The following is a 24,386-nucleotide window of genomic DNA, read 5'->3' as shown; positions in this document are numbered from 1 at the left end:
AAGTAACCTACGCCGTCGTAACCTATTGAGGTGACGACCTCCGCACCGTTCCGGCTCCGGCCGGCCGACATCGGGAAGCCGCGCATGCGCGGCTGGCTGCACGCGTACGCGTTCTTCGCCGCTCTCGTCTGCGGCATCGTGCTGTGTTCGATCGCCGCCGGCCGTCCCGGCTGGGCGCCGCTGGTGAGCTGCCTGATCTACAGCTTCACCGTGTGCGGACTGTTCGGCACCAGCGCGCTCTACCACCGGCGGGTCTGGTCCGAACGCGGCTACCAGATCATGCGCCGGATGGACCACTCGATGATCTTCGTGTTCATCGCCGGCACCTACACACCGTTCTGCGCGCTGCTGCTGGACACCCGGCAGGCCACGATCATGCTGAGCCTGGTCTGGGGCGGCGCGATCGCGGGCGTGGCGGTGAAGCTGATCTGGCCGCACGCGCCGCGCTGGGTCTCCGCGCCGCTCTACCTGGCGCTCGGCTGGGTCGCGGTGGCCATGCTGCCGCAGATCCTTCATGCCGGTGGCGTCACCGCGCTGGTGCTGCTGAGCGTGGGCGGCGCGATCTACAGCGTGGGCGCGGTGTTCTACGCGCTGCGCCGGCCGAACCCGTGGCCCACCGTCTTCGGGCACCACGAGTTCTTCCACGCCTGCACGCTCGTCGCGGCGATCTGCCACCACATCGCGATCTACTTCGCGTTGTTCGCCTGAGCCGAGCCGCGCCCGGCCGCGCCCGCACCGGCCTCGGGCCGTATCGCGCCGCGCCGGGCTCCGGACATGCGCGAGGGCCCCGCGCCGTTGCGGGGCCCTCGGGTTCGTGGGGTCAGGCCGGGTAGCCCGAGCCCGGGCGGCGCACCTCGCGGTACTCCTCGCGCACGACGCGGTCGTCACGCACCGGCACCACCGGCTCGGCGACCACCTGCTCGCGTACCGGGGCGGCCACGACCCGGCGGCGGCTGTTCCAGAAGTAGAGCGTGGTGAGCAGGCCGGCGACGCCGGCGAGCATGAGCACCCAGCCCACCACGTTGAGGTTCAGCCATCCCAGGTTGGCGTCGACGGCGAACGCGAAGATCGCGCCGAGCGCGATGAGGAAGATACTGGCACCGATGCCCATGACGTCGCCTCCTTGGCGTCCTGCTGGCGTTTCCTGCCCGCCGCGGCCATGGATGAGGTAGCGGCACACATCGACATACCCAGGCGCTTTGATCGTCAATCAGGCAAGCTGGGCGGTATGACGGACGGCAGGAACGGGCAGCGGACGCTGGTGCTGCTGCGGCACGCCAAGGCCGAGCAGTCCGCGGACGGTCCGGACGCGGAGCGGTCGCTCACCGCGCGGGGTCACGCCGACGCCGCGGCGGCCGGCGCCTGGCTGGCCCGGCAAGGGCTGCTTCCCGACGTGGTGCTCTGCTCGCCGGCCCGTCGTACCCGGCAGACCTGGCACGACGTGGCGATGGGCATGACCGGCTCGCCCCCGGAGGGCGGCCCGGCCGGTTCGGTCCCGGCGGTGCGGTACGAGGCGACCGCGTACGACGCGCACCCGGACCAACTGCTGGAGCTGGTCCGGACGGTCGAGCCGGCCGCCGGCACGGTGCTGCTCGTGGCGCACAACCCGGGTGTCTCGCTGCTCTCGGCGCTGCTCGATCCGCAGCGGGCCGACCCGGACGGGCTGCGTACCACCGATCTCGTGGTGCACCGGCCGACGACCCGCTGGGCCGAGCTGGCCCCGGGCCGAGCGCCGCTCACCGCGCGCCACACCGCCCGCGCCTGACCGGTACGACTCAGACCCGGCTGTCGTAGGCCGCCCGGTTGGTGAGTACGTCGTCCATGTGCGTCTCCGCCCAGGTCTTCAGGCCCCGGATCATCTCGTGCAGGGAGAACCCGAGGTCGGTCAGCTCGTAGGTGACCGTGACCGGCACCGTCGGCTCCACGGTTCGGATGATCATTCCGTCGCGTTCCAGGGCGCGCAGCGTCTGCGTGAGCATCTTCTGGCTGACCCCGGGAAGCGTGCGGAACAGCTCGGAGTATCGCCTCGGGCGCGGCTCGCCGGCGCAGTCCGCTCCGAACCGGTGCGAGCCGTCGCTGCGCAACGCGGCCAGCACCAGCGTGACCCACTTGTCGGTGATCCGGTCGAGCAGCTGCCGGCTGGGGCACTGGGCCAGGAACGCGTCGTACTCCGCCTTGCTCATCTGTGCTCCTGCCGCCTCGGTGAGCTACGCACTTTCAGGTGCCTACTTCCCCCCGGAAAGTTACACCCCGATAGTGGAGGCCGGGTGCCGCGATCCGGCGGCGCCCGTGACGGACGACGAGAGCCAAGAGGTACACGCATGGCCCGCACCACCCTTCCCGGCGGCAACTGGACGCTGGGCGACCTGACCGTCACCCGGTTCGGCTACGGCGCGATGCAGCTCGCCGGCCCCTGGGTGATGGGACCGCCGGCCGACCACGACGGCGCCCTGGCGGTGCTGCGCGAGGCGGTCGCGCTCGGCATCACCCACATCGACACCAGCGCGGCTTACGGGCCGTTCGTCACCAACCGGCTGATCCGGGAGGCGCTGCACCCGTACCCCGATTCGCTGCACGTCGTCACCAAGGTCGGCGCGGACCGGGACCAGCAGGGCGGGTGGCCCACCGCGCGGGATCCGGAGAGCCTGCGCCGGCAGGTCCGGGACAACCTGGAGACGCTCGGCGTGGACGCGCTCGGCCTGGTGAACCTGCGGCTGGGCGACGCCACAGGGCCGCAGCCCGGATCGCTCGCCGAGGCGCTGGACACGCTCGCCACGCTCCAGCAGGAGGGTCTGATCCGCCACCTGGGCCTGAGCAACGTGACGCCGGAACAGGTGGCCGAGGCGCGGTCGATCGCGCCGATCGTCTGCGTGCAGAACCTGTACAACCTGGCCCACCGCCAGGACGACGACCTGATCGACGAGCTGGCCCGGCAGGGCGTCGCCTACGTGCCGTTCTTCCCGCTCGGCGGGTTCACCCCGTTGCAGTCCTCGGCGTTGTCGGCGGTGGCCGAACGCCTGGGGGCGACGCCGATGGGCGTCGCCCTGGCCTGGCTGCTGCGGCGCTCGCCGAACATCCTGCTGATCCCCGGCACCAAGTCCGTCGCGCACCTGCGCGAGAACGTCGCGGGAGCCGGGCTGGCCCTCTCCGGCGACGACCTCGCCGAGCTGGACCGGATCGGCCGTTGAGACGCGGCGTCAGGACGGCGGGGCCGTCGGCGGCGGCGGGTCGGGCGGCGGCGGCATCATCGCGGTCGGATGCGAGAGCCGGTTCTCCTCCACGATGAGCGTGCGGGCCCGCTTGCGGCGGTCCTGCCAGAACCACAGCGTGGTCAGCAGGACGCCCAGCCCGGCCAGGATGAACACCCAGCCGACCGCGCGCAGGTCGATCCACCAGACGTTGGCCCGGATGGCGAAGGTCATGATCGCGCCGAGCGCGATGAGAAAGATGGCGCTACCAATGCCCATGTGCGCTGCACTCCCCCGTGCGATGGCCTTGGGCGTACTCCGGTCGTGGTCCGCGACGGTTACCCGCCACCGGGCCGCCTATCCACCCCGGCACGCGCACGGCGACGGCCGGCGGGCTGGTGCCCGCCGGCCGTCGTCATGAGGGGGAGAGTGACGTTCTAGGGGTGAAAGCCCCCGGAAGGGCTCAGAAGACCTCCTCCGGGAGGTCCATGATCTCCAGGTCGGTGCCCTCGATGATCCGGCGGTCGGCGCCGATGCGGGGCAGCACCTCGCGGGCGAAGAACCGGGCCGCGGCGACCTTGCCGGCGTAGAAGGACTTGTCGGCCGCGGAGACCTCGCCGGCCAGCGCCTTCAGCGCCACGTCCGCCTGCTTCTGGAGCAGCCAGCCGACCACCAGGTCGCCGATCGCCAGCAGGAACCGGCGGCTGCTCAGGCCGACCTTGTAGAGCGCGCGGGTGTCGCCGCCCTGGGCCTCGCCCAGCCAGCCGGTCATCACGCCGAGGATGTTCTGGATCTCGGCGAGCGCCTTGCCGAGCGCCTGACGCTCCTCCTTGAGCTGGCCGTTGCCGGCCTCGGAGGCGATGTGCTCCTGGATCTCGGCGGCGACCGCCATCAGGGCCTTGCCGTTGTCCCGGACGATCTTCCGGAAGATCAGGTCGAGACTCTGGATCGCGGTCGTGCCCTCGTACAGGGTGTCGATCTTGGCGTCCCGGACGTACTGCTCCAGCGGGTAGTCCTGGAGGAAGCCGGAACCGCCGTAGGTCTGCAGCGCCTCGTGACCGAGCAGCTCGTACGCCCGCTCCGAACCGACGCCCTTGACCAGCGGCAGGAGCAGGTCGTTGACCCGCTTCGCCAGCTTGGTGGCCTTCTCGTCACCGGCCGCCTCGGCGATCGTGACCTTGTCCTGCCAGGTCGCGGTGTAGCAGACCAGCGCGCGCAGGCCCTCGGCGTACGACTTCTGCAGCAGCAGCGAGCGGCGCACGTCCGGGTGGTTGGTGATGGTCACCCGCGGGGCGGTCTTGTCGGCCATCTGGGTGAGGTCGGCGCCCTGCACCCGGTTCTTGGCGTACTCCAGCGCGTTGAGGTAGCCGGTGGAGAGCGTGGCGATCGCCTTCGTGCCGACGAGCATCCGGGCGTACTCGATGATCATGAACATCTGGCGGATGCCGTCGTGCTTCTCGCCCAGCAGCCAGCCCTTGGCCGGTACGCCGTGCTCGCCGAAGGTCACCTCACAGGTGTTCGAGACCTTCAGGCCCATCTTGTGCTCGACGTTCGTCGCGTAGACGCCGTTGCGCTCGCCCAGCTCGCCGGTCTCGGCGTCGAAGTGGTACTTCGGCACGACGAACAGCGACAGGCCCTTGGTGCCCGGGCCGCCGACGCCCTCGACGCCGACCGGACGGGCCAGCACGTAGTGGACGATGTTGTCGCTCAGGTCGTGCTCACCGGAGGTGATGAAGCGCTTCACGCCCTCGATGTGCCACGAGCCGTCCGGCTGCTGGATCGCGCGGGTACGGCCGGCGCCCACGTCGGAGCCGGCGTCCGGCTCGGTGAGGACCATGGTCGAGCCCCACTGCTTGTCGATGAAGAGCCGGGCCCACTTCTTCTGCTCCTCGGTGCCCTCGACGTGCAGCACGTGGGCGAAGGACGGGCCGGAGGCGTACATCCAGATCGGGGCGTTGGCGCCGAGCACCAGCTCGGCGAGCGACCACCAGAGGGCGCGCGGGGCGTTGGTGCCGCCCAGGGACTCCGGCAGGTCCAGGCGCCAGAACTCGGAGTCCATGAACGCCTTGTACGACTTCTTGAACGACTCCGGCAGCGGCGCGGTGAACGTCGCCGGGTCGAAGACCGGCGGATTGCGGTCGCTGTCCGAGTAGCTGGCGGCCAGATCCTCGCGGGCGAGGCGGTCGACCTCGCCGAGGAAGCTGCGGGCGGTGTCGACGTCCAGGTCCGTGAACGGCGCCTGGCCGAGCGTCCGGTCCGCCCCGAATACCTCGAACAGGTTGAACTCGAGGTCCCGCACATTGCTCTTGTAGTGGGTCATGCTCGCTGGCCCCGCTTCCGGACAGGTGTTACCGATCAGTAACTCCAGACTGTATTACTCGCCGGTAGGCAACGACAAGCGGATCTCGGAAGTGACAGCGATTACACACTTCCCGTTCATCCGTCGGCGGCGCCGACCTCCCAGCTCGGGACCGGCGAGGCGGTGGTGCTGCGCGCGCCGACGTACTCCATCAGGACCAGCGCGATGTCGTCGTCGAGCCGGCCGTGCACCCACTCGACCAGGGCGGTCTCCAACGAGGCCAGCCCGTCGGCGACGGTGCCGTGGCCGAGCAGCCGCCAGGCACGGTCGGCGGTGGGGAAGAACTCGCCGTCCCGGCGCGCCTCGCCCAGCCCGTCGGTGAACAGCAGCAGCCGGTCGCCCGGCTCCAGCCGCTCCACCCGGGGCCGGACGACGGGCATGAAACCCAGCGGCGGCGCGGGCGCGGGCGGCTCCAGCGGGATCACCGCGCCCCGGCGCAGCAGCAACGGCGGCGGGTGCCCGCAGTTGACGATGGTGAGCGTGCCGCCCCGCTCCTCGACCAGGGCCGCCGTGACGAAGTCCTCGTCACCGACATTGCGGGCCACCGCGCGGTCCAGGTCGGTCACCACCGCGCGCAGGTCGGCCCGCTCGTACGCGACGTGCCGGTAGGAGCCGAGCACGATGCTGGCCAGACGGACCGCGTCCAGCCCTTTGCCCCGTACGTCGCCGATGATCATGCGGACGCCGTACGGGGTGTCCATCACCTCGTACAGGTCGCCGCCGATCTCGGCCGTCGCTGTGGAGGAGATGTACCGCGCCGCCACCGCGAGCGTCCCGACCTGCGGTCCGAGTGGTCGCAGCACCGCCTGCTGGGCGACCGACGCGAGCCGGGACAGCTCCGTGATCCGGTCGGCCTGGCGCTGGCGTATCGCCGCCGTGGCGGCCGCGATCGCGGTGGCCGCCCCGACAGCCGTCACGTTGACCACTGTCACCAGCGGGCTACCCCGTTCGGCGACGGCGAAGCCGATGCCGATGGCGGTGGCCAGGCCGCCGACCGCGAGCACCACCCGCCAGGAGGCCAGTGCCGCCGCGAGGAACGGCGCGACGACCATCAGCGCGAGGTAGTGCGCCGGCCGGCCGTCGGCGAGCTCCACTGCGACCACGATCGCGAGCAGCGCGAGGGCCGCGCCGAGACCGGCGCGGGATCCGGGGCTCAGCGGGCCTCGGCCCGGCTGAAAGGGTTGCGTGCGTACATCGGACAGCATGCCTGATGGACGTGAACGGGAGAATGAACCTGGCCCGTCGGTCGTGGAAGTTCTGCCCGAGTGGCCGGTCAGCCGAGCACCTCGTACCGGACGTTCACGTGGCCGAGACCGGTGGCGGCGATGGTCGCGAACGCGGCGCGGGACAGGTCCAGGCACCGGCCCTCGATGAACGGGCCACGGTCGTTGATCCGCACCACCACGGACTTGCCGTTGTCCGGGTTGGTGACCCGGACCTTGGTGTTGAACGGCAGCGTCTTGTGCGCCGCGGTGAGCGCGTTCGGGTTGAACGTCTCGCCGTTCGCCGTCATCTGACCCTCGGCGTAGAAGGAGGCGCCGCAGGAGCCGCTGTCCACGACCTTCGGGCTGCTCGTCTTCTTCGCTGTCGGCGACGGGGCGGTGGTCCGCGCCTTGCTCCGGGAGGCCGCCTGGGTGCGGCTCGCCTTCGGGCTCGCTGTGGCCTTCGGCGACGGGCTGAGGCTCGCGCTCGGCGAGGCCGACGCGCTCGGCGAGGGGGCGGCCGACGTGGGGGCGGGTGTGCTGGGCAGCGTCTCGACCGCGACCGGTGCGGCGGGCGGTTCGGCGGAGGTGAGGCGCACGGCGCCGACGGTGCCGCCGACCGCGAGCGCCACGCCGACCGCCGCGGTCGCGGCGATGGCGGCGGGCGAGGAGAACTTGCGGGTACGAAGGTGCCTAGCAGCCACCGGCCCGGTCCTTTCGTCAACTGAACAAACCGGCCCGGACCGTAACGAGAGAAGCACTTCCGAAGTCAACGTGATCATGGTGCTATGCCCGCATTTACCCTGGTACGTGTAGCCGATCACGCCACCGTCGATCGGCCGAACGGCCCACCGATCCGCCAGGATGGAAACCGTGCTGAGTCGTCGCCTGGTCGAGCTGTTCCGGTGGATCGACCCCGGGCCGGGCAGCACCCACATGGTCAGCGACATCTCCGGCTGGTGGCGCGACCCCGACGTGCTCGCCCAGGTCGGTCCGGCGCTGGCCGGGCTGTTCCCCGAGGGTCGCCCGACCGTCGTGATCGCCCCCGAGGTGACCGGGCTGCTCCTCGGCCCCCTCGTCGCGGTCGCCGCCGGAGCCGGTTTCCTGCCCGCGTACAAGGACGGTGGCGAGCGGCGTCGGATCGGACCGACGCGCTGGGCGCAGACACCCCCGGACTACCGGGGACGGCAGCTGCGGGTCGGCGTGGACGGCCGGCGGCTGAATCCCGGCGACCGGGTGCTGCTGGTCGACGACTGGGTCGACACCGGCGCGCAACTGGACGCGCTGGGCCGCGTCGTCCGCGACGCCGGGGCCGACCTGATCGGTGCCGCCGCACTGGTCACGACCTGCCCGCCCGAGGTCGCCGAGCGGCTGGGTCTGCGCGCCCTGCTCACCGGCGACCAACTGCCGTGAGACGTCGGTGAACCGGGTGAGCGACGGCGGTACGGTGCCGTAGCGTCGGCGGCATGTGGCCTCGCATCGGTGGACTGCGCGCGCTCGCCCTCGGCACGCCCGGTGAGCTGCGCACCCGACTCAACACCCTCGTGCTCTCCGGCGTGAAGACCGCCACCGCCGGGCTGGTCCAGGAGTACGACGACGAGAACGAGGAACTGGAGTACGTCGGCGAGCGACTGGTTCTGGTCGACGACGACGACGCGCTCGTCGGCGTCGTGGAGGTCACCGGCGTCGAGGTGGTGCGCTTCGCCGACGTGCCGTGGGACTTCGCCCGCGCCGAGGGCGAGGGCGACCGGTCGATCGAGGAGTGGCGCGAGGGCCACGGCGCCTACTGGGCCCGGCAGGGCACCCCGGTCACCGACGACACCCGGATCGTCTGCCTCCGGTTCCGGCTGGTCTCCACCGAGGGCAGCGTCGGCACCTAGCCGGCGCGGCGCAGCTCCGGCAGCAGCGCCGCCGCCTCCACCAGCACCGCCTCGTCACCGGCGTACCAGCTGCTGGCCCGGGGCCAGTGCGTCACCACGTCGGTGAAGCCCAGCCGGGCCGCCCGGGACACCTGCTCGGCGAGGAAGTCGGCGCTGGTCAGCGAGAACACCGGCGCCGAGTCGAGCGACAGGTAGCGGTCGAGCGTCGCCGGGTCACGGCCGGCCTGCTCCAGCGTGCGGTCCATCCGCTCGGACAGCTCCGCCACAGTGCCCCACCACGCCTCGATGTCGTCGCCGCCGAGCCCGGTGGTGACCCAGCCCTGCCCGAACCGGGCGACCAGCCGCATCGAGCGGGGACCGTTCGCGGCCATCACGAACGGCACCCGGGGCTGCTGGACGCACCCCGGGTTGTTGCGCGCGTCCACAGCGGTGAACCACTCCCCGCGCCAGGTCGTGCCGTCCTCCCGCAGGATCGCATCGAGCAGCTCGGTGAACTCGGCGAACCGGTCCACGCGCTGCCGGGGCGGCAGCGTCTCGCCGCCCAGCACGGCCGAGTCGAAGCCGATGCCGCCCGCGCCGAGGCCGAGCAGCACCCGGCCGTCGGACACGTCGTCGAGCGCCGTCACCTGCCGGGCGAACGCCGCCGGGTGCCGGAAGTTCGGCGAGGCGACGAGCGTCCCCAGCTTGACGCGGGACGTCACGCCGGCCGCCGCGGTGAGCGTCGTCCACGAGTCGAACCACGGCCCGTCGACCAGGTCACGCCAGCCCAGGTGGTCGTAGGTCCAGGCGTGGTCGAAGCCCCACTCGTCCACCTGTGCCCACCGCCGGCGTGCTTCCGACCAGCGCTGGTCGGGCAGGATCACGATGCCGATTCGCATGATCACCAGGGTACGACCCGGGTCGGACATCCCGACCCGGGTCGCGGTGGATCACGCCGCCAGATCGGCGACCACGCAGGCGATGTTGTCCGGCGCGCCGGCCGCGTACGCCAGCTCGACCAGGCGCTCGACGGCGGCCTCCGGGTCGTCCGCCTCCGCCAGCGCGGCGTGCAGCGCGCCCGGCTCCACCACTGCCGAAAGGCCGTCGGAGCAGAGCAGGTAGCGGTCTCCGGGCAGCGCCGTACGCAGCGCCAGGTCCGCCTCCACGTCCGCGCCCGCGCCGAGCGCCCGGGCCAGCAGCGCCCGCTGCGGATGCGCCCCGGCCTCGGCCGGCGTGAGCCGCCCCTGGTCGACGAGCGTCTGCACGTACGTGTGGTCCTGGGTCAGCCGGGACAGCTCACCGCCGCGCAGCAGGTACGCCCGGCTGTCCCCGACGTGCACCAGCGCGAGCCGGGTGCCGCGCCGCACGAGCGCGGTGAGCGTGGTGGCGGGCTGGTCGGTGTCGGTGGCGTGCGCGCGTACCGCCCGGTCGGCCCCGGTCACCGCGTCCGCCAGCGCGGCGAGCAGATCGGCCTGCGGCGTGTCCGCCTGCTCCAACGGCCGCAGCGCGTCCACCGCCTCCGCGCTGGCGGTGGACCCGGCCGGACCGCGTACGCCGTCGGCGACCGCGAGCAGCGACGCGCTCGCGTACGCGGTGTCCTCGTTGGAGTCGCGGACCGTGCCGGTCTCGCAGCGCGCCGCGTACCGGAAGGTGGTCTCGGACATGGTGGTGCCCCTCTCGCTGAGCCTGTCGACGAGGAGCGCGACGGCCCGGCCGCGCGCCGCGGTGTCCGCGCTGACCCGCCGCCACCAGGCGTCGAGCGCCTCGGCGGCGGCAGCGGGCGGCAGGCCGCAGACGGTACGGATCTCGGCCAGCGGCATCCCGGCCCGGCGCAGCCCGGCGATCAGCCGTGCCCGGTCCAGCTGCTCCGGCGCGTAGTAGCGGTAACCCGAGTGCGGGTCCACCGCGGCCGGGGGCAGCAGCCCGCAGTCGTCGTAGATGCGCAACGCCTTGGCGCTCAGGCCGGCCGCCCGGGCGAACGCGCCGATGGTCAGCAGTCGCACCGTGCCTCCCTCGCGCTCCTCGTGCCGGTCACCGCGACCGGCACTGATCACGCTGGGCCTTGCCGCAGGGGACGGGTCAAGGCGTCGCTGCCGCCAGTTTGGTCAGCATCCGGCCCAGGTGCGGCTCGATCGTGCCGGCCGGCGCCTCGGCCACCTCGGCCGTCGTCCACCAGCGGATGCCGGCGAACTCCACCGGATCGGGCGTGAACCGCTGGTCACGGTGGGCGGACAGCACGTACCAGAGGCTGACGTCGGTGTGCCGCTGCTCCGGCGGGCCGACCGTCTCGGTGACGGTGAGGAACGCCGGGCGCTCGCCGAACGGCGGCGCGAAGACCGCCGCCACGCCCAGCTCCTCCCGCAGCTCGCGGCGCACCGTGTCGGCCGGGTGCTCGCCGGGCTCGACGTGACCGCCGCTCGGCAGCCACATGCCCGCGAGACGGTGGTCGACCAGCAGCACCGCGCCGTCGGCCGGGTCGCGGAGCAGGAAGTACGCGACCAGATGCGGCGACGGCGTACGCGGCTTGGCCCGGCGGAAGATGTCCTCCGTGGCGGCGAGCCAGGCCAGCGCCGCCTCCCGGTGCCGCGCCTCCTGCTCGTCACCGGGTGTCAGCTCGTCGACCAGTGCCCGGATCTCGTCCCGCATCCCGCCGATGCTGCCACCCGGGTACGACACGGTCAGTCCGGCGGCAGCGGGTTGGCGTCGGCCGCCGCGCGGACGAACTCGCGTACCCGGGAAGTGGTGTTCCCGGCCGGCCACACCGGACCGCGACAGATCGGCGGCGCGTCGTGGATCGGCACGTAGGCGAGGTCGGGACGGGCGTAGAACTGGCGGGTCTGCTCGCCCACCGGCAGCACCCCGCGCCCCAGCGCGACGAGCGCGAGCATCTCGGAGAAGCTGGCGCCCACCGGCCCTCTCGGCACCGGGCGGCCCGCCGGGGTGCGGTCCGGCGTGCGGTCCTGCTTGAACGCGGCAGAGGTCATCGCCGGGTACTGCACCACCGGATGGTCGCCGAGCACCTCCAGCGACACCGACTCCTCGGCCGCGAGCGGATGGCCGGCGGCGACCGCGAGCACCCGGCGTTCGCGCATCAGCACCGGGCCGTTCGCCATGCCGTCGAAGGGGTACGAGGCGATCAGCACGTCGATCGTGCCGTCCAGCAGACTCGACCGGGTGCTGGCCAGCGGCGCCTCGTGCACGTGCACCTCGCGGTCCGGGTGGCGCTCGGTGAACCGGGCCACCGCGCGCAGCAGCACCGGCGCTGTCGACTCACCGACGTACGCCACCCGCAGCTCGCCGGTGAGCCCGCGCCCGGCGTCCACGGCCCGCTGCACCGCCGCCTCGACGCCGGCCACCAGCGGGCGCATCTCCTCGGCCAGGCGGGCGCCGATCGGGGTGAGCCGGACGACCCGGCTGGTGCGCTCGAACAGCGGCGCGCCGATGCGGCGTTCCAGCTTGCGCACCACGTGGCTGACCCGGCCGGTGCTCACCCGCAGCCGCTCGGCGGTCCGCCCGAAGTGCAGTTCCTCGGCCAGGGTCAGGAACGTCTCGATCTCGTACCGCTCCAGCACCGGAGCACCTCCGTCGTTGCCTGCGGGTCAACGATCGTAGTCCGGATCGGGCTTGGTCCCGGCGTCGCGGCGGACCAGGGTTGACGGCATGCACAACGATCTCGTGACGGTGACCGGTTTCGACCACCTCGTGCTCGCGGTGAGCGACGTCGAACGCTCGCTCGACTTCTACTGCGGCACGCTCGGCCTGGCCCCGGTGCGGGTCGACAGGTGGCGGGCCGGCGAGGTGCCCTTCCCGTCCGTACGCGTCGACGCCGGCACCATCATCGACCTGGTACGGGGCGAGCCGGACGGGTCCAACGTGGACCACTTCTGCCTGGTGGTCGAGCCGGTCGACTGGCAGCGGGTGGTCGACTCCGGGGTCTTCACCGTGCTGACCGGCCCGGTACCGCGCTTCGGCGCGCGCGGCACCGGCACCTCGATCTACGTCAGCGACCCGGACGGCAACACAATCGAACTGCGCTCCTACCCGGCCGGCGCCTAACCTGGCCCGATGCCGGAGCTGGAACGACTCGCCGCCCACCACGCACCCGCCGTGCTGCGGTTCGAGCGGGAGAACCGGGCGTACTTCGCCCGGTACGTCCCCGACCGGGGCGACGACTACTTCACCGGGTACGCCGCCCGGCACGCGGCCCTGCTGGACGAGCAGGAACGCGGCACCTGCCACTTCCACGTGCTGGTCGGCGACCACGGCACCGTGCTCGGGCGGTTCAACCTGGTCGACGTCGCAGGCGGCAGCGCCGAGCTGGGCTACCGGGTGGCCGAGCGCGCCGCCGGGCGCGGGCTCGCCGGTGAAGGCGTACGGCGCGTGTGCGAACTGGCCCGCACCGAGTACGGGCTGCGCCGGCTGGTCGCCTCGGCGGCGCTGGCGAACCCGGCCTCACTGGCGGTGCTCCGGCGTGCCGGTTTCGTGCTCGACGGCGGGGTGTCCGACTGCGAGGTGGATCTGGACGGGGAGCCCGGCCTGCGGCACGCGCTCGACCTCCGGGCGCCCTACGCGGCCGCGTCCCCGTAGGCGGGCGCGCCGGCCGGCTCGTACGTCAGTTGCAGCGTGCCGTGCGCGTGGGTGACCGACTCGGTGAGCCGCAGCGCACTCGGCACCGTCCCCTCGCCGAACAGGCGCTTGCCGGTGCCGAGCACGACCGGATACAGCCAGAGGTGGAGCCGGTCGACCAGGCCGAGGCGCAGCAGCGACTGCGCCAGGTCCAGGCTGCCGATCACGTGGACCTCGTCGTGGCGGGCCTTCATCTCGGTGACGCGCTCGGCCAGGTCACCGTTTACCAGCGACGAGTTCGCCCAGTCCAGCGGTTCGGCGAGCGTCCGGCTGGCCACGTACTTGGGCACGCCGTTGAGCAGCCCGGTGAAGGGGATGTCCGCGGGCGCCTTCGGCCAGTAGCCGGCGAAGATGTCGTACGTCTTGCGGCCCAGCAGCAGCGCGTCCATGCTGCTCGCCTGCTGGAACATCACCGCGCCGGACTCCTCGTCGAGCAGCGGCATCTGCCAGCCGCCGTGGCTGAAGCCGCCCTCGCGGTCCTCGTCGGGTTCGCCGGGAGCCTGCGCCACCCCGTCGAGGGTCAGGAACTCGGTAACGATCAACTTGCCCATGGGTCTGCTCCTCCGGTTTCCGCTTGTCCCCCGTCAGACCCGTCAACGATCCGCAACTCATCGCCGACTCCGAGGAACCAGCGACCTGAGACTGCCCGTAAGATCATTCTCTTCGGCAGGCGTACACCTCCGGAGTCCTCGAAGGCGGATTCGCCGTGATCCCCGATCGGACTGAGATACGCGGCCTCCTCGACGAGGCGCTGGCCGGTGTGGCCGTCGCGTTCCAGGGCATGACGGCCCACGAGCAGGAGTCCAACTGCGAGTGCCACTGGGGCAGCGCGGAGGAGCTGGCACTGCTGAAGACGCCGGACGTGCCGCTCGACGATGACCTGCTCGGCCGGACATACGGCACCGCGGACTGGCACTATCCCGGCCCGCTGCTGCGCCGGATCCTGCCGCAGCTGACCCAGCACCTCGTGGCGGGCGATGCAATTTCCCGGACCGGAGCGCCTGGCCTTGGATACTTCTTCGCCACCGCCCGCTGGCAGGAGTGGCCCGCCGGACAGCAGGACGCCCTGCGGGAGTTTCTGAACGCCTGGTGGCTGCATGTACTGGTCGAGCCCGACGCGAAGGTGTCCGCCCATGACGGCCTCTCCTTCCTCGCCGAGGCGACCATCAAGTTCAACCCGTGGCTGGCAGCCTGGACAGAGGCTCTGGTCGACGAGGTGACCCGCCGGCGGCTGGTCGAGGCTGTGGATGAGTGGATGTACGACCTGCGGGGCAACGCGCTCCCGTGGCCGAGTTGGCACGACGTCGACACGTGGGTTCCCGCCCTGCAACTGTTTGTCGTCCGACACGCGCCCGGCGCACTGCGGGAGCACAACGCATCGGTCGAACTGCTCGACGACGTCCGCCGGCTCGGCCTGTCCGATCCCGAGCGGTGGGCCTGACAGCCCTTCGCGGTGACGCGTCGGACACTCGGCCTGAACGCGCACGGCGCATTGCGTCATCCGATGTTCCGGGCACGGCCGGCGCAAGAAGCGGTAACGACGACTGAGGCCCCAGCCAGGAAACCTGTCCTGAGCTGGGGCTTCACGTTGGAGCCGTGGTCCGAGTGACGTCGAGGCCCTGGTTCCTGACCAGGGCCCTCTCATGTCTGTCCTCGGTCTCAGCTCCCCGGCACCGGATGAAGATGGCTGCGCAGGAAGGCGACTAGCTCGCGGCGCGCCGGCCGGGCGGCCGGCACCAGACCAGGAATGCTCAGGAAGGTGTGGGTGGCCCTCGGGTAGCAGGTCAGGCGAGCGTCGGTGCCGTCCCCGCGAAGTCGTTCGACGTAGCGGCTTCCCTGATCGGCCAGCGGGTCCAGTGCGGCTGTGACGACCAGTGTCGGTGGCAGTCCGGCGAGGTTGTCGAACTTGAGTGGTGACACACCGCGCGGGTCGAGGGTGGGTGGCACGCTCACCTTGCGGGCCGCGCGTAGCCGGGACACCGACAGAGTGGGATTGTCGGCGTTTTCCGTGACGGAGGGGTACTCGGTCATGCTCTCCGTCCAGTCCGTGCCCGGGTAGATCAGCGCCTGTGCACGTAGTGGTGGGCCGTCCTTGCGGGCGCGCAGGGCGATGAGTCCGGCGATCGTGCCACCGGCGCTCTCGCCCATGACCGCGACGGCCGCGGGATCGACACCCCACCGGGCGGCATCTTCGACGAGCCGGACGACGGTGTCGTAGCCGTCGTCGATCGGCTGGGGCAGCGGGTGCTCCGGGGCAAGGCGGTATTCCACCGAGACGACCACCGCCGGGCACCGGGCCGCGACGTGGCTGTTGAGCCAGTCGTTCTGAGCAGCGGTACCCGCGAAGAAACCTCCCCCGTGGAACGAGACGACCAGGGGCAGCTTCCGGCCGGTTCCCTTCGGTCGGTGTACCCGCAGCGTCAGGCGGCGACCCGGAAGATCGACCGAGGTGTCCTCGATGCGTGCGCGGCGGTCCGGAAGGCCGGTGATGATCCGTGCGGCACGAGACGATGCCACGCGGTTGGCCTTCTCGCGCGCGGCGATCACCTGCTCGTCGGTCAGAGCCTCCCAGTCCAGGGTGTCCCTCAGGAGCCGGGTGCCCAGTGGGGCCTTGCCTCTCATGGTGTCCTCCGGGGTGCAGAAGCTGTGGACTCACTGTCACAGCCGGTGCATGCCGGTGGATTGAACGAATGTCACGACGGGCCGCACACGGCCTGGGCGTCAGGGCCCGACGGGCCAGGCGACATCGTCGACGGCGAGGAACGGTGCGCGTGCCACGGTCGCGGGCGTCGCTCCGGTGAAGGTCATGACGTCGCGGTGGAGGTGCGACTGGTCGGCGTAACCGCTGTCCGCCGCCGCCGCTGCGGCGCTGTGACCCGCGGCGAGGCGATGGGCCGCACGATCGAACCGGATGAGCTGGGCGGCGCGCTTGGGGGTGAGTCCGACCTGGGACCGGAACCGCGTCCACAGCCGTTTGCGGCTCCATCCGACCTCGGCCGCCAGCCGCTCGACCCGCCCTTGTCCCCCGCCGGCCACCATCCGCCTCCAGCAGAAGGCGACCTCCGCATCGACCGCGCGGGCCGCCTCCTGACGTCGGGCCAGCTCCACCTCGGCGATCGCGAACCGGTCGTCCCAGGATCGCGCGGCGCGCAGCCGCTCCTGGATGCGCACGGTGTCTCGCCCCCAGAGGTCGTCGAGGGCTGTCACGGCCCCGCTCAGCTCCGATGCGGCACCCAGGACCGCGTACGCGATCACAGGCGACAGCCGCACCTGAAGGCACGCGAAGCTTCCGGCCCGGCCTCGTCCCCGAGCACCGTGGGGTGGCGCGAGCCCGGCGGTGACGCAGCCTCGCTGTTGCCGTCCGGCACCGTCGTCGACGACGAGCGGCTGATCGCCGAGGTCGAAGATCACCATGAGAGCGGGGTGCGGCACGACCTCGACCTCGACCAGGGCGTCAGCCCGATCGCTGAAACCCGCCATGGTGACCCCCGCCAACCGGCCCGGTCGTGCCGGGACCGCGATGTCCCAAGCGGGCGAACCGGAGGGCACCGGCGCGGTAGGTCGCACATCACGATGGTACGTCTCACCTCGGCCGCCTCCGGAGGTCCGCCTTGGCCTCGGCGGCGTCCCGGGGCGCGTGAGCGGCCCAGGCGGCGAGCCGCCGCATCAGGTCCGCGAGCAACGTCCGGTACTCGTGGCGCACCTGCGCATCGGTGCCCGCCAGTGTGCCTGCCGGGCGCTGGCGCGGGTGACGGGAATCGAACCCGCACTGTCAGCTTGGGAACCGTGCAAGATCCCGGATCATGGTGTCCCAGCGCCTGTCTGCGGCGGTGTCGAGTGACCTGGAGCGGCCTGCCGTCGCCTCGGATAATGGCCCACTAATCGACCTTCCTCAAACGGCTTGCCTCGTATCGGATGATGCTCAGCGATGAGGAAAACCAAAGCAGAGCGCGATCAAGACAGCCTCAGGCGACGGTTGGAGGTCCTGAAACTCCCTGTCCTGGCGCTCAAGCACCATGGATATCTCAAGCCAACGGATCTCTACGAGTGGCAGTCCGAGCCCGAGGCGGTCGGCGTGGGATCGGATGGAACGGCCTTCGCTGTCTGGCCACACCGCGAAGTCGCCGAGCGGAAGCAGGTGACGTCCCACGCAGGTGGCACCGCCATCGTCACCTCGGCGACCGTCGAGACGCCCCTGAAGGTGTCCTTCGTTCAGCCGCTGCCCGGCGGGCAACTCCTACTCGCAGCCGCCCGAAGCCGACCGGACGCCCCACCCAACGCGCAGATATGGACCAGCGAGGGCCACCTCGTTCGTGCCGGCCACCTCGGTGACGCCATCGAAGAGCTCCTGACGACGCCCTCGGGCGACATGTGGGTCGGCTACTTCGATGAAGCAATGAGCGGGAGTGGCCCCCAGACTCACGGCCTCGCCCGCTTCACGGGCGAACTCGTCCCCGACTGGCTCTACCCGGTCGACGCTGGCCTCCCCGCCATATTCGACTGCTACACGCTCAACGTCCATGGGGAGAACGCGTACTGCTGCCCGTACACCGACTTCCACCTGATCTCTGTCGCGGGCGACGTTCCGAGAGACCTGGGTCCCGCGCCCTACCGGTCAGCGGGTTGCATCCTGGTGGACGGCGCAGAGGGCGCGCTGATCGGCGGATGGGGTCCGGAGTACGACCTCGTGACGCCGCTTCGCCTCAGCCACCAAGGCGTCGAGTCAGCAGGTTGGCAGGGCCGGATCGTCCTCCCGGACGGGACGGAGGCACAGCGCCTGCGCTACACATGCCGGGGTCCCGATCTACACGCCTTCGGTGGAGGCACGTGGTACCGCCTGGCGTTGGATGATCTCACTACAGTTCGCGGCTTATGAGCAACGACAGCCGACGCAGATCGGGTGACGAGAAGGCAGTCAGGGCTGCCCGGCGCAAGCCGAGCAAGCGCAAGCGGGTTGCCGAGGGCGACGGACCGGCCGCCGAGGGGAGCTGATGGCCCGTCCCTGTTTCAGCATGACCTAGAACCACGGAAGCCCTGGCAGGACATCGGTCCTGACCAGGGCTTCCGTGCGTGGAGCGGGTGACGGGAATCGAACCCGCACTGTCAGCTTGGGAAGCTGATGTTCTGCCATTGAACTACACCCGCAGGCGGCATCACTCTACCTGACGTCACCACACCCGTGCACCCAGGTACCCCCGCGCACGAAGTTGCACGTCGGCAACATATGGGCGTTCTCAAATCTGTCGATGAGATGTAACGTCTGCCCCACGTTTCCGCACCGGCGTGACACACCCCCTGCCACGCCGTCAGAAAGAGGTGGGCCCATGGGACTCCGTCCCAACCTGCTGACCCGGCGTACCGCCGGTGTCGCGACGTCGACCCTCGCGCTACTGCTCAGCACCGCCGCCGTCGGCGTCGTCCCCGCTGCTTCGGCCTTCTCGGCCGCCCCGGCCGGTGTCTGCGCCGAGCCGGCCGACGCCCACGCCGACGAGCACGCGAACGCTCGCGTCGCGAAGGGCGGCAACGCCAAGCTGGACCCGAACCACCTGACCGCCAAGCAGGTCCGCGACCGTGAGGCCGACCTCGCCGCCGCGCAGCGCGAGCGGGCCAACTTCCGGACCGGCGCCGTCACCCCGCTGGCCACCGTGACGATCCCGGTCGTCGTGCACGTCATCCAGGAGAACAGCACCCGGGCCGGTGGCAACATCACCGACTCGATGATCAACCAGCAGATCACCGTGCTGAACCAGTCGTACGCGGGCTCGACCGGCGGCGCCGCCACCGCGTTCGGGTTCCAGCTCACGAAGATCAACCGGGTGACCAACCCGTCGTGGTACCCGATCGTGCAGGGCTCCTCCGCCGAGCGCTCGATGAAGACCTCGCTGCGTGAGGGCGGCAAGAACACGCTGAACATCTACCTCGGCGAGCTGAGCGACAGCCTGCTGGGCTGGGCCACGTTCCCGAAGCGGACGCTGGACAAGATGGACGGCGTGGTCGTGCTCAGCGAGTCGCTGCCCGGCGGCACCGCGACCAACTACAACCAGGGTGACACCGGCACCCACGAGGTCGGCCACTGGCTGAACCTCTACCACACCTTCCAGGGCGGCTGCTCCGGCTCGGGCGACAGCGTCTCCGACACCCCGGCCGAGGCGTCCCCGGCGTACCAGTGCCCGACCGGGCGGGACACCTGCTCGACCACGGGCAAGGACCCGATCACCAACTTCATGGACTACACGTACGACTCCTGCATGTACCAGTTCACCGCCGGCCAGGCGAGCCGCATGCTCACCGCGTGGAACGCCTACCGCGCGGCCTGACCCTCGCACCACGTACCGGTGCCGGCCCTGTCCTCGGACGGGGCCGGCACCGTTTCGTTCCGGGCCGGTTTCAGGCGGCCGGGCGGCGGGTGTCGAAGCCGTGCCGGCCGCGCCGGCCCTCCGCGGCCACCGGCTCCCGCCGGGCCGGTTCGGCCCCGCGCGGGTCGAGCCAGACCCGCACCTGCGGCGGGGCGGCGCCGGGCTGGGCCACCGGGTCGCGCCGCGTCAGCATCGCCGCCTCGACCGTGAACTCGAACAGCCGCCAGTCGCCCTGCGGCGACGCGCGGCCGATCCGGGCCAGCCGGGCCACGGTGGCCGGGTCGGTCACCGGCCGGGCGCGACCCGCGACGTACGCCTCGTCGTCGCTCTCCTCCGGCGGGAACGAGTGCAGCGCGTAGCGACCGTCGCGTTCGAGGTCGCGGCGTTTCGGCGAGTCGATGACGAAGCACCAGAGGCCGTCGGCGGTGAACACCGGGGAGACCGGGTGGACCCGGGGGCCGCCGTCGGCGCGGACCGTGGCGAGGTAGCCGAAGCCCGGCCCGTACTGCTGCATCAGGAGGCGGATCTCGTCGGCGAGGCGGGGCTCGTCGGCGGCGAATTCGGACCAGGAAGCCATGTGGACACTCTATCGAACACGTGTACGAAGATGTAGTGCGACACGCAGGTCACCCGTACCGGTCGCTATGGTGTTCCGATGCTGCTCTCCGACCGCGACCTGGTCTCCGAGATCAAGGCCGGCACGCTCGCGCTGGAGCCCTTCGAGCCCACGCTGGTGCAGCCGTCGAGCATCGACGTACGCCTGGACCGGCTGTTCCGGGTCTTCAACAACCACCTCTACACGCACATCGACCCGTCGATCCAGCAGGACGACCTGACCTCGATGGTGGAGGTGCCGGAGGGGCAGCCGTTCGTACTGCATCCGGGCGAGTTCGTGCTCGCCTCCACGCTTGAGGTGATCTCGCTGGGTGACCAGCTCGCCGGCAGGCTGGAGGGCAAGTCGAGCCTGGGGCGGCTGGGTCTGCTGACCCACTCGACGGCCGGCTTCATCGACCCGGGCTTCTCCGGCCACGTCACGCTGGAGCTGTCGAACGTGGCGAACCTGCCGATCACGCTCTGGCCGGGCATGAAGATCGGCCAGCTCTGCATCTTCCGGCTCTCCTCGCCGGCCGAGCACCCGTACGGCTCGGCCGTCTACGGCTCCCGTTACCAGGGGCAGCGCGGCCCGACGCCGAGCCGGTCCTGGCAGAGCTGGCGCACCTGGCCGACCCGCTGACGCCGCACCCGGGGCATCACGCCCGGGGCACCGCCGTCACCGGCGGAGCCCCGGACCACGACCTCAGCCAGGGCGGCCGTAGCTGTTGATGTCGCCGTCATCGACCCGCTTCATGGTGATGGGCTTGCCGGACTGGGAGGCGTGCACCACCCAGCCGTCGCCCACGTACATCGCCACGTGGTGCAGGTCGCTGTAGTAGAAGACCAGGTCACCGGCGCGCAGCTCGGCGCGGCTGACCCGCTTCGTCACGCCGTGCTGCTGGCGTGCGCTGTGCGGCAGCGAGACGCCACCCTTGGCCCACGCGGCCATGGTGAGGCCCGAGCAGTCGAAGTGGTCCGGTCCGGCCGCGCCCCAGACGTAGATCTTGCCGATCTGGGCGCAGGCGAACTTGACCGCCGCCCCGGCCGGGCCGCCGGGGTAGCCGGCCGGGCACGGCGCCGGGCGCAGCGGGCCGCCGCCACCCTTGCCGTACACCTTGAGCCGCAGCTTCTCCAGCTTGGCGATCTCGGCGTCGATCTGCTTCTTCTTCGCCGCGAGCTGGGCCTCGGTACGCGCCAGACCGGCGATCATCTCGTCCAGCGGCTTCTTCTTCGCCGCCAACTCGTCGCGCAGCGCCGCGACGGAGCGCACCTGCTCGTGCTGGCGGTGCGCGAAGCGGTCGAGCAGTTCCAGGCCGTTGACCAGATCGCCGGGTGAGCGGCTGCCGAGCAGCGCGTTGACTGTGGAGAGGTTGTCGCCCTTGTAGGCGTCGGCGGCGAGCCCGCCGACCTGGCCGAGCGCGGCGTCCACGCGGGCCTGGAGGGGTGCGATCTGCCGGCCGAGCGCGTCGGCCTGCTTGCGCCGCGCGGCGAGCTGCCCGCGTACGGCGTTGACCTGTTCGATGACCGGTTCGAGCTTGTTCCAGTCGCGGTCGATCTGGGCCTCGATCTCGGCGACCGAGGGTTCGGCGTGTGCCGCCGTGGCGCCGCCGGTCAGGACGACGGCGGTGCCGACCAGGGCGGCGAGGGCGGTGGTGAAGCGGGACCAGCGGGTACGCGGCACAGCCGTGGACCGGTCGACCGACCGGTTCGACGACGGCCGCTGGGCATGGAGTGCCACCGGGCGTCCGTACTCCTTCTTCCGTACCGCCTACCTGGTTAGCTGACGGATTCGGGCGGGAAGGGAGCCGCCCTACCGCATCGCTGCGGATTCACCCCAGGTACCTGGTTCCCCGGCTCGCCCGGAGGCGACTCGGCGGTGTCGGACCGTCACCGACCGGGTTGGACGGTGAGACGTGCGGCCGACGATTCACCAGAGTAGGGACCACCGTTATCGATCCGCAACTTCCAGCGCCGTGACACTCCGTACGCGATGAGGTGCCGTACCCGTGCGGAGGTGAAATTTTCTTTCAGGGCCGATTACCCACTGGAAAGGTATTGACCCTCACGGGTGTGCGGAGTGAGGGTGGAAACGCAGTGACCCCCATCCCTGTCCAGGAGGTTCGATGCACCTCTCCGCCCTGCCGTCGGGCAGACGGATACTGCTCGCCGCCGCCGTGGCCACGGCCACCGCGCTGGCGACGACCGGCCCGGTGACCGCCGCGCCGGACACGTCCGCGCCCGCGAGCGACCGGCAACAACAATACGCCGCCGCCGCGGCCGAGTACGGCGTGCCGCAGAACGTGCTGCTCGGCGTCTCCTATCTGGAGTCCCGCTGGGACACGCACACCGGGCAGCCCAGCACCAGCGGCGGCTACGGCCCGATGCACCTGACCGACGCAGCGCACATCCTCGCCGTGCCGGGCAGCGCCCACGTCGACGAGGACGAGGACCCGCGCGGCGACGACGCCCGCCCGCTCAAGCTCGACCCGGCCACGGCCGCCGCGCCGCAGCGGGAGACGCCGCTGCCGCCCGCCTCGCTCCAGACGCTCGACGCGGCCGCCGCGCTGACCGGGCTCGACGCGGGGACGCTGCGGACCGACCCGGCCGCGAACATCCGCGGTGGCGCGGCGCTGCTGGCGTCGTACCAGAAGGCTCTGGGTGGGCCGGTCGGTGCCGGCACCGATCCGGCGGCCTGGTACGCCGCGGTGGCCCGGTACTCCGGCGCGGACACCTCGGACGCGGCAGCGGCTTTCGCCGACGAGGTGTACGACCAGCTCGGCCAGGGCGCCAGCCGGACCACCGACGACGGCCAGCGGGTCACGCTCGCCGCCACCGCCGCGCAGCCGGACCGGTCCCGCCTGGCCCGGCTCGGCCTGCGCAACGCCGAGCGGCCGGACGGGCTGGAGTGCCCGGTCCGGCTGGCCTGCGAGTGGATTCCCGCGCCCTACGAGCAGCTCAGCGACGACCCGGGCGACTACGGCAACCACGACCTGGGCGACCGGCCGAAGCAGCAGAAGATCGAGTACATCGTCATCCACGACACCGAGGGCTACTTCGGCCCGAGCGTCAACCTGGTGAAGCGGGCCGACTACCTGGGCTGGCACTACACGCTGCGCTCGGTGGACGGCTACATCGCCCAGCACATCAAGACCAAGGACGTGGGCTGGCACGCCGGCAACTGGTATGTCAACGCGAAGTCCATCGGCCTGGAGCACGAGGGCTTCGCCGGTCAGGGCACCTGGTACACCGAGGCGATGTACCGCACCTCCGCCAAGCTGGTGCGCCACCTGGCGCTGAAGCTCGGCATCCCGATGGACCGGCAGCACATCATCGGCCACGACAACGTGCCCGGCATCACCGCCGCCAACGTGGGCGGCATGCACTGGGACCCGGGACCCTACTGGGACTGGTCGCACTACTTCGACCTGATGAAGGCGCCGTTCCGCAGCACCGGCACGTCCCGTACCGGCCTGGTCACCATCGACCCGGACTTCGCCACCAACCGGCCGGCGTTCTTCGGCTGCAACCAGCAGCCGCCCGGCGTCCCCAGCCCCACCCCGCCGGCGCAGCCGTGCCCGTCGCGCGGCTCCTCGTCGGTGATCCTGCGGACCGCGCCGAGCCCGGACGCCCCGCTCGTCAACGACCTCGGGCTGCGCCCGGACGGTACGCCGGACACGATGTACATCTCCGACCACGGCGCCCGCGCCTCCGCCGGCCAGACGTACGCGCTCGCCGGCCGGCAGGGTGACTGGACGGCGATCTGGTACCTCGGCCAGAAGGCGTGGTTCCTCAACCCGGCCTCCGCGCCGACGGCGAAGTGGGCCACCGGCTTCGTGGTGACCCCCCGGCCCGGCAAGGCCACCATCCCGGTGTACGGGCGGGCCTACCCGGAGCAGGCCGCCTACCCGGACACCATCCCGTACCAGGCCATCTCGCCGCTGCAGTACACGTTCGCCGCCGGCCAGCGGTACGCGGTCGGCGGGGTGCTGCCGGGCGAGTACTACCGGGCGGTCTCGTTCGACGGTTCGGCACCGGGTGACCGGACCGTGGTGCGCGGCGAGAACCGCTACGTGCAGGTCCAGTTCGGCCACCGGATCATGTTCGTGAACCTGGACGACGTGCTGATCCTGCCGTCCCCGGTCGGCGCGCCGCGCTGACCGTCACCGCACACGGGAAGGCCCCCGGTCCGTGACGGACCGGGG

The 24,386-nt window shown here is 71.4% G+C and carries 27 protein-coding genes, 1 tRNA gene and 1 riboswitch; of the genes, 12 read left to right on the top strand and 16 right to left on the bottom strand.

Annotated features, from left to right (window positions below; genetic code table 11):
• Positions 1-30: 30 nt before the first annotated feature.
• Positions 31-708: a PAQR family membrane homeostasis protein TrhA gene (gene trhA / locus GA0070562_RS01515; protein WP_091413751.1), complete on the top strand. Its 678-nt coding sequence runs from the start codon at positions 31-33 to the stop codon at positions 706-708.
• Between the two features lie 112 nt (positions 709-820).
• On the opposite strand, the gene GA0070562_RS01510 is transcribed toward trhA, so the two are convergent.
• Complete coding sequence (locus GA0070562_RS01510; protein WP_091413749.1) at positions 821-1,111, bottom strand: DUF6458 family protein; 291 nt, start codon at positions 1,109-1,111, stop codon at positions 821-823.
• 117 nt (positions 1,112-1,228) lie between these two features.
• Here GA0070562_RS01510 and GA0070562_RS01505 point away from each other — a divergent pair, with 117 nt between their 5' ends.
• Entirely contained in the window at positions 1,229-1,765 is a 537-nt protein-coding gene (locus GA0070562_RS01505; RefSeq protein ID WP_091413747.1) for a SixA phosphatase family protein, read from the top strand.
• Positions 1,766-1,775: 10 nt separating this feature from the next.
• On the opposite strand, the gene GA0070562_RS01500 is transcribed toward GA0070562_RS01505, so the two are convergent.
• Positions 1,776-2,183, bottom strand: a complete 408-nt coding sequence (locus GA0070562_RS01500) for a winged helix-turn-helix transcriptional regulator (protein WP_091413745.1) — start codon at positions 2,181-2,183, stop codon at positions 1,776-1,778.
• 138 nt (positions 2,184-2,321) lie between these two features.
• Between GA0070562_RS01500 and GA0070562_RS01495 the strand changes: the two genes are divergently transcribed.
• On the top strand, positions 2,322-3,188 hold the full coding sequence (locus GA0070562_RS01495; protein WP_091413743.1) for an aldo/keto reductase family oxidoreductase: 867 nt from the start codon (positions 2,322-2,324) through the stop codon (positions 3,186-3,188).
• 9 nt (positions 3,189-3,197) lie between these two features.
• Here GA0070562_RS01495 and GA0070562_RS01490 read toward each other — a convergent pair whose 3' ends face one another.
• From GA0070562_RS01490 to GA0070562_RS01475, 4 genes are all read right to left on the bottom strand, one after another.
• On the bottom strand, positions 3,198-3,467 hold the full coding sequence (locus tag GA0070562_RS01490; RefSeq protein WP_013283345.1) for a DUF6458 family protein: 270 nt from the start codon (positions 3,465-3,467) through the stop codon (positions 3,198-3,200).
• A gap of 184 nt (positions 3,468-3,651) precedes the next feature.
• Complete coding sequence (locus tag GA0070562_RS01485) at positions 3,652-5,508, bottom strand: acyl-CoA dehydrogenase (RefSeq protein WP_091413741.1); 1,857 nt, start codon at positions 5,506-5,508, stop codon at positions 3,652-3,654.
• Between the two features lie 116 nt (positions 5,509-5,624).
• A complete protein-coding gene (locus GA0070562_RS01480) occupies positions 5,625-6,752 on the bottom strand; it encodes a PP2C family protein-serine/threonine phosphatase (protein ID WP_091413739.1) in 1,128 nt (375 codons plus the stop codon).
• A 68-nt stretch (positions 6,753-6,820) separates the two neighbouring features.
• Positions 6,821-7,453: a septal ring lytic transglycosylase RlpA family protein gene (locus GA0070562_RS01475; RefSeq protein WP_091413736.1), complete on the bottom strand. Its 633-nt coding sequence runs from the start codon at positions 7,451-7,453 to the stop codon at positions 6,821-6,823.
• 160 nt (positions 7,454-7,613) lie between these two features.
• Between GA0070562_RS01475 and GA0070562_RS01470 the strand changes: the two genes are divergently transcribed.
• Together GA0070562_RS01470 and GA0070562_RS01465 are read left to right on the top strand one after the other, a co-directional pair.
• A complete protein-coding gene (locus GA0070562_RS01470) occupies positions 7,614-8,162 on the top strand; it encodes a phosphoribosyltransferase family protein (protein ID WP_175438587.1) in 549 nt (182 codons plus the stop codon).
• 53 nt (positions 8,163-8,215) lie between these two features.
• Positions 8,216-8,629: an ASCH domain-containing protein gene (locus GA0070562_RS01465; protein WP_091413730.1), complete on the top strand. Its 414-nt coding sequence runs from the start codon at positions 8,216-8,218 to the stop codon at positions 8,627-8,629.
• Here the strand turns inward: GA0070562_RS01465 and GA0070562_RS01460 are convergent.
• The 4 genes from GA0070562_RS01460 to GA0070562_RS01445 form a co-directional block, all read right to left on the bottom strand.
• The gene (locus GA0070562_RS01460) at positions 8,626-9,537 is read right to left on the bottom strand and encodes an LLM class flavin-dependent oxidoreductase (protein WP_091413728.1); all 912 of its coding nucleotides are present in this window, start codon (positions 9,535-9,537) and stop codon (positions 8,626-8,628) included. The genes GA0070562_RS01465 and GA0070562_RS01460 overlap by 4 nt on opposite strands.
• A gap of 21 nt (positions 9,538-9,558) precedes the next feature.
• Positions 9,559-10,611: a MerR family transcriptional regulator gene (locus GA0070562_RS01455; RefSeq protein ID WP_091416008.1), complete on the bottom strand. Its 1,053-nt coding sequence runs from the start codon at positions 10,609-10,611 to the stop codon at positions 9,559-9,561.
• Positions 10,612-10,687: 76 nt separating this feature from the next.
• Positions 10,688-11,254, bottom strand: coding sequence for an NUDIX hydrolase (locus GA0070562_RS01450; protein ID WP_091416005.1), 567 nt, complete (start codon positions 11,252-11,254; stop codon positions 10,688-10,690).
• Positions 11,255-11,286: 32 nt separating this feature from the next.
• Positions 11,287-12,180 carry a LysR family transcriptional regulator gene (locus tag GA0070562_RS01445; protein WP_091413725.1) on the bottom strand — a complete coding sequence of 298 codons (894 nt, stop codon included), beginning with the start codon at positions 12,178-12,180 and terminating at the stop codon, positions 11,287-11,289.
• Between the two features lie 88 nt (positions 12,181-12,268).
• Here GA0070562_RS01445 and GA0070562_RS01440 point away from each other — a divergent pair, with 88 nt between their 5' ends.
• Both GA0070562_RS01440 and GA0070562_RS01435 read left to right on the top strand, forming a co-directional pair.
• Complete coding sequence (locus GA0070562_RS01440) at positions 12,269-12,664, top strand: VOC family protein (protein WP_091413722.1); 396 nt, start codon at positions 12,269-12,271, stop codon at positions 12,662-12,664.
• A gap of 9 nt (positions 12,665-12,673) precedes the next feature.
• Positions 12,674-13,195 carry a GNAT family N-acetyltransferase gene (locus GA0070562_RS01435; RefSeq protein WP_091413720.1) on the top strand — a complete coding sequence of 174 codons (522 nt, stop codon included), beginning with the start codon at positions 12,674-12,676 and terminating at the stop codon, positions 13,193-13,195.
• Here the strand turns inward: GA0070562_RS01435 and GA0070562_RS01430 are convergent.
• Positions 13,174-13,785: a dihydrofolate reductase family protein gene (locus tag GA0070562_RS01430; protein ID WP_091413718.1), complete on the bottom strand. Its 612-nt coding sequence runs from the start codon at positions 13,783-13,785 to the stop codon at positions 13,174-13,176. The two genes, GA0070562_RS01435 and GA0070562_RS01430, sit on opposite strands and share 22 nt — an antisense overlap.
• 155 nt (positions 13,786-13,940) lie before the next feature.
• Between GA0070562_RS01430 and GA0070562_RS01425 the strand changes: the two genes are divergently transcribed.
• Positions 13,941-14,675, top strand: coding sequence for a hypothetical protein (locus GA0070562_RS01425; RefSeq protein WP_091413716.1), 735 nt, complete (start codon positions 13,941-13,943; stop codon positions 14,673-14,675).
• A gap of 218 nt (positions 14,676-14,893) precedes the next feature.
• On the opposite strand, the gene GA0070562_RS01420 is transcribed toward GA0070562_RS01425, so the two are convergent.
• Together GA0070562_RS01420 and GA0070562_RS01415 are read right to left on the bottom strand one after the other, a co-directional pair.
• The gene (locus tag GA0070562_RS01420) at positions 14,894-15,856 is read right to left on the bottom strand and encodes an alpha/beta hydrolase (RefSeq protein ID WP_175438586.1); all 963 of its coding nucleotides are present in this window, start codon (positions 15,854-15,856) and stop codon (positions 14,894-14,896) included.
• Between the two features lie 99 nt (positions 15,857-15,955).
• A complete protein-coding gene (locus GA0070562_RS01415; protein WP_091415998.1) occupies positions 15,956-16,714 on the bottom strand; it encodes a helix-turn-helix domain-containing protein in 759 nt (252 codons plus the stop codon).
• Positions 16,715-17,162: 448 nt separating this feature from the next.
• On the opposite strand from GA0070562_RS01415, the gene GA0070562_RS01410 reads away from it, so the two are divergent.
• Positions 17,163-18,110, top strand: coding sequence for a hypothetical protein (locus GA0070562_RS01410; protein ID WP_091413714.1), 948 nt, complete (start codon positions 17,163-17,165; stop codon positions 18,108-18,110).
• A gap of 195 nt (positions 18,111-18,305) precedes the next feature.
• Here the strand turns inward: GA0070562_RS01410 and GA0070562_RS01405 are convergent.
• A tRNA-Gly gene (locus GA0070562_RS01405) sits at positions 18,306-18,379 on the bottom strand.
• A 179-nt stretch (positions 18,380-18,558) separates the two neighbouring features.
• On the opposite strand from GA0070562_RS01405, the gene GA0070562_RS01400 reads away from it, so the two are divergent.
• Positions 18,559-19,551, top strand: a complete 993-nt coding sequence (locus GA0070562_RS01400) for a zinc metalloprotease (protein ID WP_091413712.1) — start codon at positions 18,559-18,561, stop codon at positions 19,549-19,551.
• Positions 19,552-19,621: 70 nt separating this feature from the next.
• Here the strand turns inward: GA0070562_RS01400 and GA0070562_RS01395 are convergent, their stop codons facing one another.
• Positions 19,622-20,167, bottom strand: a complete 546-nt coding sequence (locus tag GA0070562_RS01395; protein ID WP_091413710.1) for a pyridoxamine 5'-phosphate oxidase family protein — start codon at positions 20,165-20,167, stop codon at positions 19,622-19,624.
• Between the two features lie 78 nt (positions 20,168-20,245).
• Here GA0070562_RS01395 and dcd point away from each other — a divergent pair, with 78 nt between their 5' ends.
• Positions 20,246-20,824, top strand: coding sequence for a dCTP deaminase (gene dcd, locus GA0070562_RS01390; RefSeq protein ID WP_013283324.1), 579 nt, complete (start codon positions 20,246-20,248; stop codon positions 20,822-20,824).
• A gap of 63 nt (positions 20,825-20,887) precedes the next feature.
• On the opposite strand, the gene GA0070562_RS01385 is transcribed toward dcd, so the two are convergent.
• Positions 20,888-21,922 carry a C40 family peptidase gene (locus GA0070562_RS01385; protein WP_091413708.1) on the bottom strand — a complete coding sequence of 345 codons (1,035 nt, stop codon included), beginning with the start codon at positions 21,920-21,922 and terminating at the stop codon, positions 20,888-20,890.
• A gap of 13 nt (positions 21,923-21,935) precedes the next feature.
• A riboswitch (cyclic di-AMP (ydaO/yuaA leader) is annotated at positions 21,936-22,070 on the bottom strand.
• A gap of 237 nt (positions 22,071-22,307) precedes the next feature.
• On the opposite strand from GA0070562_RS01385, the gene GA0070562_RS01380 reads away from it, so the two are divergent.
• Complete coding sequence (locus GA0070562_RS01380; protein WP_091413705.1) at positions 22,308-24,341, top strand: N-acetylmuramoyl-L-alanine amidase; 2,034 nt, start codon at positions 22,308-22,310, stop codon at positions 24,339-24,341.
• The last annotated feature ends 45 nt before the right edge of the window (positions 24,342-24,386 follow it).

Origin of the sequence: Micromonospora tulbaghiae (assembly GCF_900091605.1) — a bacterium.
GTDB lineage: Bacteria > Actinomycetota > Actinomycetes > Mycobacteriales > Micromonosporaceae > Micromonospora > Micromonospora tulbaghiae.
The sequence above is the reverse complement of the archived record's forward strand: the minus strand, read 5'-3'. Positions and strand labels throughout refer to the sequence as shown.